Source organism: Curtobacterium sp. B8 (assembly GCF_000333315.1).
GTDB lineage: Bacteria > Actinomycetota > Actinomycetes > Actinomycetales > Microbacteriaceae > Curtobacterium > Curtobacterium luteum.
The window spans coordinates 1-6,157 of record NZ_BACW01000598.1; the positions used below are offsets into that span (position 1 = coordinate 1).

Below are 6,157 nucleotides of genomic sequence, written 5' to 3' on the forward strand. Positions count from 1 at the left end.
CCCGTCCGCGACGACGCGGCCGCCCCGGGCGTCCGCCGCATCGAGGAGGTCACCGGCACCTCCCCCGACGGCACGCCCGTGCACGGCTGGGTGGTGCTGCCCGAGGGCGACGGCCCCCACCCGGTGCTCCGTGTCGTGCACGGCGGCCCGTTCGGCCAGGACACGTGGGCGTTCTTCGACGAGGCGCAGGTGTACGCGAGCGCCGGCTACGCCGTCGTCATCGGGAACCCACGCGGCTCCGGCGGGTACGGGCTCGACCACGGGCGCGCGGTGATCGGCGCGATGGGGACCGTCGACGTCGACGACGTGCTCGCCCTGCTCGACGCGGCGCTCGAGCGGCCGGACCTCGACGGCTCCCGCGTCGGCATCATGGGCGGCTCGTACGGCGGCTTCATGACGAGCTGGGTCGCGGCGCACCACGGCGAGCGGTTCGTCGCGGCGTGGAGCGAGCGCGCGGTCAACGCCTGGGACTCGTTCGCGGGCAGCTCGGACATCGGCTGGTTCTTCGCGGACGCCTACGTCGGCGCCGACCCGGAGGAGCAGCGTCGCCGCAGCCCCCTGACGTACGCCGCGCAGGTGACGATCCCGTTCATGGTCGCGCACTCCGAGGAGGACTGGCGCTGCCCGATCGAGCAGGGCCACCGGCAGTTCGTCGCGCTGAAGCGCGCGGGGGTCGACGCGTCGCTGCTGGTCTTCCCGGGTGAGGGCCACGAGCTCTCACGCTCGGGGCGTCCGCGGCACCGGGTGCAGCGCTTCGAGCACGTGCTGGCCTGGTGGGCGCAGCACCTGCCCGTCGCGCCGGTCGCCTGACGCTCCTGACGACGGACGGGAGGCCCGTGGCGGATCCGCCACGGGCCTCCCGTGTGTTCACTGGCGTGTCGCGGACGACGTAGCTCGCTACGCGAACGCCTCCACCGGCGGGCAGGCGCACACGAGGTTGCGGTCGCCGTAGGCCTGGTCGATCCGGCGCACCGGCGGCCAGTACTTCCGCGCGCTGATGCCGGGCAGCGGGTAGACGGCCTGCTCGCGGGTGTAGGCGTGCGCCCACTCCCCCGAGATCACCGACGCGGCGGTGTGCGGCGCGTGCACGAGCGGGTTGTCCTCCGCCGGCCACTCGCCGCGCTCGACGGCGGCGGCCTCGGCACGGATCGCGAGCATCGCGTCGACGAACCGGTCGAGCTCGGCGAGGTCCTCGCTCTCGGTCGGCTCGACCATGAGCGTCCCCGCGACCGGGAACGACATCGTCGGGGCGTGGAAGCCGTAGTCGACCAGGCGCTTGGCGACGTCGTCGACCGTGATGCCCGTGGTGTCCCGCAGCGGCCGCAGGTCGAGGATGCACTCGTGCGCGACGAGTCCGTCCTGGCCCGTGTAGAGGACCGGGTAGGCGTCACGGAGGCGTGCGGCGATGTAGTTCGCGCCGAGCACGGCGGTCTCGGTCGCTCGGGTGAGCCCCTCGAGCCCCATCATGCGGACGTACGTCCACGTGATCGGCAGGATGCTCGGGCTGCCGTACGGTGCGGCCGAGACGGGACCGCCGGCGTGCGCGAGCCGGTCGTCGGCGTCCGCCGCGGTGGCGCCCGTCCGTCGGTCGGCCTGCTGCGCCATCGGGTGACCGGGCAGGTACGGCGCGAGGTGCGCCTTCGCCGCGACCGGCCCCACGCCCGGGCCGCCGCCGCCGTGCGGGATGCAGAACGTCTTGTGCAGGTTGAGGTGCGAGACGTCGCCGCCGAAGTCGCCGAACCGGGCGTGCCCGAGCAGCGCGTTGAGGTTCGCGCCGTCGACGTAGACCTGGCCGCCGGCGTCGTGCACCGCGGCGGCGATGTCGGTGATGTCGTGCTCGTAGACACCGTGGGTCGACGGGTACGTGATCATCAGCGCCGCGAGCTGGTCTCCGTGCTGCGCGGTCTTCGCGCGGAGGTCGTCGAGGTCGACGTTGCCGTCCTCGTCGCACGCCACGACGACGACCCGCATGCCCGCGAGGACCGCGGACGCGGCGTTCGTGCCGTGCGCGCTCGACGGGATGAGGCAGACCGTGCGGTCGGTGTCGCCGTTCGCGAGGTGGTAGCCGCGGATCGCGAGGAGGCCCGCGAGCTCGCCCTGGCTGCCGGCGTTCGGCTGCAGGGAGACGGTGTCGTAGCCGGTGACCTCGGCGAGCCACGACTCGAGGTCACCGATCATGTCGAGGTACCCGGCGACGTCCTCGGCGGGGGCGAAGGGGTGCACGTTCGCGAATTCCGGCCAGGTCACCGCCGCCATCTCGGTCGCCGCGTTGAGCTTCATCGTGCAGCTGCCGAGCGGGATCATGCCGCGGTCGAGCGCGTAGTCCTTGTCGGAGAGGTGCTTGAGGTACCGCATCATCCGGGTCTCGCTGCGGTGCGCGCTGAAGACCGGGTGGGTGAGGTACTCGCTGCTGCGCAGCAGGCCGGCCGGGAGGCCCGTGGCTGCGTCCCGCACGGCGGTCTCGGTCGCGGGGACGGCCCGGTCCACCGCCCCGAACACGACGGCGAGCGCCGTCACGTCGTCCGGCGTGGTCGTCTCGTCGACCGACACCTGGAGGGCGTCGGCGTCGACGAGGTGCAGGAGGTACCCGCGCTCGCGCGCTGCGTCGACGAGCGCCTCGGCACGGCCTGACGCCCGGAGGGTCAGGGTGTCGAAGTACGACTCGTGCACGACCTCGAGGCCGGCACCGCGTGCGGCGTCGGCGAGTGCGGAGGTGGTGCGGGCGACCCGGTCGGCGATGAAGCGGAGCCCCTCGGGCCCGTGGTAGACGGCGTACATCGACGCCATCACGGCGAGGAGCACCTGCGCGGTGCAGATGTTGCTCGTGGCCTTCTCGCGGCGGATGTGCTGCTCGCGGGTCTGGAGGCTGAGCCGGTAGGCCATCTGGCCGTCGGCGTCGAAGGACACCCCGACGAGACGACCGGGCAGCTGCCGTTCGAGTCCGGCGCGGACGGCGAGGTAGCCGGCGTGCGGGCCGCCGAAGCCGAGCGGGACGCCGAAGCGCTGGCTCGTGCCGACGGCGACGTCCGCGCCGAGGTCGCCGGGCGCAGCGAGGAGCGTCATCGCGAGCAGGTCGGCCGCCACGACGGCGATGCCACCGCCTGCGTGGACGCGCTCGATCGTCGACGAGGGGTCGACGACACGGCCGGAGGCGCCCGGGTACTGGACGATGACCCCGAAGGCGCCGTCGAGCTGGTCGTCGGTCGGGCCCTCGGCGGCGTCGAACTCGCGCAGGGCGATGCCGACCGCGTCCGCACGGTGGTCGAGCAGGGCACGGGTCTGCGGCAGGAGGTCGGCGTCGACGAGGAACGCGTCGCCCTTCACCTTCGAGGCGCGGCGGGCGAGCAGCATGCCCTCGACCACGGCGGTGCCCTCGTCGAGCATGGACGCGCCGGCGGTGGCCATGCCGGTGAGGTCGGACACCATCGTCTGGAAGTTGATGAGCGCCTCGAGGCGGCCCTGCGAGATCTCCGGCTGGTACGGCGTGTAGGCCGTGTACCAGCTCGGGTTCTCGAGCACGTTCCGCTGGATCACCGCGGGGGTGTGGGTGCCGTGGTAGCCGAGACCGATCATGGCGCGGCGGACCGTGTTGCGCGCGGCCTTCGCGCGGAGCTCGGCGAGCGCCTCGGTCTCGCCGACCGCGGCCGGGATGACGGAGTCGGTGACGGGGGCGGCGTGGATCGACTCCGGGATCGCCGTCCGGACGAGGGCGTCGAGCGTCGGCTGGCCGACGACGTCGAGCATGACCTGCTGGTCGGCGCTCGTCGTGCCGATGTGGCGGTCGGCGAAGGACGTCTGCAGGTTCTGCGACGTCCGGAGGTCCTGCTGCGCGTCGCTCATGCGAGGGACGCCCGGTACGCCTCGTGGTCCATGAGGTCCTCGGGGAACGAGGTGCCGTCCACCTTGATCTTGACGAGCCAGCCGGCGCCGAAGGGGTCGTGGTTGACGGTGTCGGGGGCGTCGACGACGGCGTCGTTGACCTCGACGACCTCGCCCTCGATCGGGGCGAAGAGCTCGCCGACGCTCTTGGTCGACTCGATCTCGCCGATCTGCTCGCCCGCGGTGGTCGCGGTGCCGACGGCCGGGAGTTCGACGAAGACGACGTCACCGAGCTGTTCGGCGGCGTGATCGGTGATGCCGACGGTCACGGTGTCGCCCTCGACGAGCAGCCACTCGTGGTCGGCGGTGTACTGGAGTGCGGTCTGGTCGGTCACGGTCCTAGCTCGATTCTGGTTGACGCAGTGCGGGGCGACGGTAGAAGGGGAACGGGGTCACGGTGCTGGGGATGGCCGTGCCGCGGACGTCGATGTGCAGGACTCGCTCGCCCGACGACACCGCATCGAGCGCAGCCGGGTCGACGAACGCCATCGCGACCGGGTGCCCCAGGGTCGGGGAGAGCGCACCCGAGGTGACGGTGCCGACGACCTCGCCGTCGAGCACGACGTCGTAGCCCGCGCGGGGAGCCCGACGGCCCTCGGTGACGAGTCCGATCAGCACGCGGGCGCCCGGTGCGGGCTCCACCCCGGAGTCCCCCACGAACGATCCGGAGGTCGCGACGACCCGACCGAGCCCGGCCTGCGCGGGACGGACGTCGGTGCCGAGCTCGTGCCCGTACAGGGGCATGCCGGCCTCGAGTCGGAGCGTGTCCCGGGCGGCCAGGCCGGCGGGGACGACGCCACGATCGGCGCCGGTCTCGAGGAGTGCGTCCCAGATCGTCCCGGCGACGGACGGGTCGCTGTAGATCTCGAAGCCGTCCTCGCCCGTGTAGCCGGTGCGGGCGACGAGCACCTCGGCACCGTCGAAGAGCGCGTGGAGGACGCGGTAGTAGCGGAGCTCGTCGAGGGGGGTCTCGGGCTGCAGCCGGTCCGCGACGACGAGCGCGTCGAGCGTGCCGGCAGCGGCCGGCCCCTGGATCGCGACCAGCGCGGTCGTGTCCGAGTCGTCCGAGACCACGACGTCGAAGCCCGCGGCGCGGGCGGTCAGGGCGTCGACCGCCACCTGTCGGTTGGACGCGTTCGCCACCACCAGGAAGACGTGCTCCTCGGTCCGGTAGACGACGAGGTCGTCGAGGATGCCTCCGTCCTCGCCGAGGAGCAGGGAGTACTTGGCCCGGCCGACGGTCATCGCCCCGAAGGACCCGGCGAGCGCGTGGTCGAGGAACGCGACCGCGTCGGGCCCGGTCACGCCGACCTCGGCCATGTGCGACAGGTCGAAGACGCCGGCCGCGCTGCGGACCGCGTGGTGCTCGGCGAGGTCGGACGAGTACCGGACGGGCATGCGGTACCCGGCGAAGTCGGTGAAGGTGGCGCCGGCGGCCTCGTGCGCGGCCTCGAGCGGTGATGAACGCATGGCGGAGTTCTCTCGTCCTCGACGACACCCGACGACCGTCGTCGGGTGGGAACTCCCCCTCTGTCATGGGCCTGAGAGTTTCACCGCGGCCCGTGAGGTCCGGCGGCTTTCACCGTGGGCGAGCCGCTGGTCCGACCGGTGGCCGGGAGCGCCTGCTTTTCAGAGTGGCCTGTCCGTCGCGGTGTTGGACCTGAGAGATTGGCGGGGACGTTGCTCCTTCGGTGCCGGACGCCGGTGTCCCGGGGTCCGACGTCTCCCGCGACGGGTGATCGGCCGTGCTTCAGTTGTCGCGGACGAGCATACCGCCGCCGTGTTTCGGGCGGGTGTCGCCGCCCGTTCGACATCTCGGAGAAGCGCCGTCGTAAGATCCTCGGGTGGCAGGACAGCGATCGCGCCCCCGCGGGCAGCTCGAGCAGGCGGTGCTCGACGCGCTCTGGTCCGCGTCCGACGGGCTCAGCGCCCGGCAGGTGCTCGACGCGTTCCCCGAGCCGCGGCCGGCGCTCACCACGGTCCTCACGGTCCTCGACCGGCTCGGTCGCAAGGGCCAGGTCGAACGCGAGCAGCACGACGACGCACCGCTGACGTTCCGCGCGACGAACAGCCGCGAGGAGCAGACCGCGTCGCTGATGTCGAACGCGCTCGCCGCCGCGGCCGACCGCGAAGCCGCGCTCCTGCAGTTCACCGGCTCCCTCGCCTCGGACGACCTCGACGTCCTCCGCCGCGCCCTCGACGCTCGCTCCCGGGGCTGACCGGGAGCGCCCGTGGTCGTCGCCGGAGTGGTCCTGATCGTGCTCGCCCTCGCGGTCGT

The 6,157-nt window shown here is 72.8% G+C and carries 5 protein-coding genes and 1 riboswitch; of the genes, 2 read left to right on the top strand and 3 right to left on the bottom strand.

What is annotated here, in order from left to right:
• The coding region (locus I59_RS16170; protein WP_022904764.1) for a S9 family peptidase at positions 1–810 on the top strand (810 nt) is incomplete at its 5' end.
• 87 nt (positions 811–897) lie between these two features.
• Here the strand turns inward: I59_RS16170 and gcvP are convergent.
• From gcvP to gcvT, 3 genes are read right to left on the bottom strand one after another with little or no spacing between them, the layout of a single operon-like run.
• Positions 898–3,840 carry an aminomethyl-transferring glycine dehydrogenase gene (gcvP, locus tag I59_RS16175; protein WP_022904765.1) on the bottom strand — a complete coding sequence of 981 codons (2,943 nt, stop codon included), beginning with the start codon at positions 3,838–3,840 and terminating at the stop codon, positions 898–900.
• Positions 3,837–4,214 (bottom strand): glycine cleavage system protein GcvH, encoded by a 378-nt coding sequence (gene gcvH, locus I59_RS16180; protein WP_022904766.1) that lies wholly within the window; start codon positions 4,212–4,214, stop codon positions 3,837–3,839. Before gcvH ends, gcvP begins: the two co-directional genes overlap by 4 nt.
• A 4-nt stretch (positions 4,215–4,218) precedes the next feature.
• The gene (gcvT, locus tag I59_RS16185; RefSeq protein ID WP_022904767.1) at positions 4,219–5,349 is read right to left on the bottom strand and encodes a glycine cleavage system aminomethyltransferase GcvT; all 1,131 of its coding nucleotides are present in this window, start codon (positions 5,347–5,349) and stop codon (positions 4,219–4,221) included.
• A gap of 169 nt (positions 5,350–5,518) precedes the next feature.
• Positions 5,519–5,618: riboswitch (glycine riboswitch) on the bottom strand.
• A 105-nt stretch (positions 5,619–5,723) separates the two neighbouring features.
• Between gcvT and I59_RS16190 the strand changes: the two genes are divergently transcribed.
• Positions 5,724–6,098, top strand: coding sequence for a BlaI/MecI/CopY family transcriptional regulator (locus I59_RS16190; protein ID WP_022904768.1), 375 nt, complete (start codon positions 5,724–5,726; stop codon positions 6,096–6,098).
• The last annotated feature ends 59 nt before the right edge of the window (positions 6,099–6,157 follow it).

Bases quoted from the DNA above. Each gene is read 5' to 3' on its own strand.
- gcvP (WP_022904765.1), bottom strand. From the start codon at position 3,840: ATGAGCGACGCGCAGCAGGACCTCCGGACGTCGCAGAACCTGCAGACG.
- gcvT (WP_022904767.1), bottom strand. From the start codon at position 5,349: ATGCGTTCATCACCGCTCGAGGCCGCGCACGAGGCCGCCGGCGCCACC.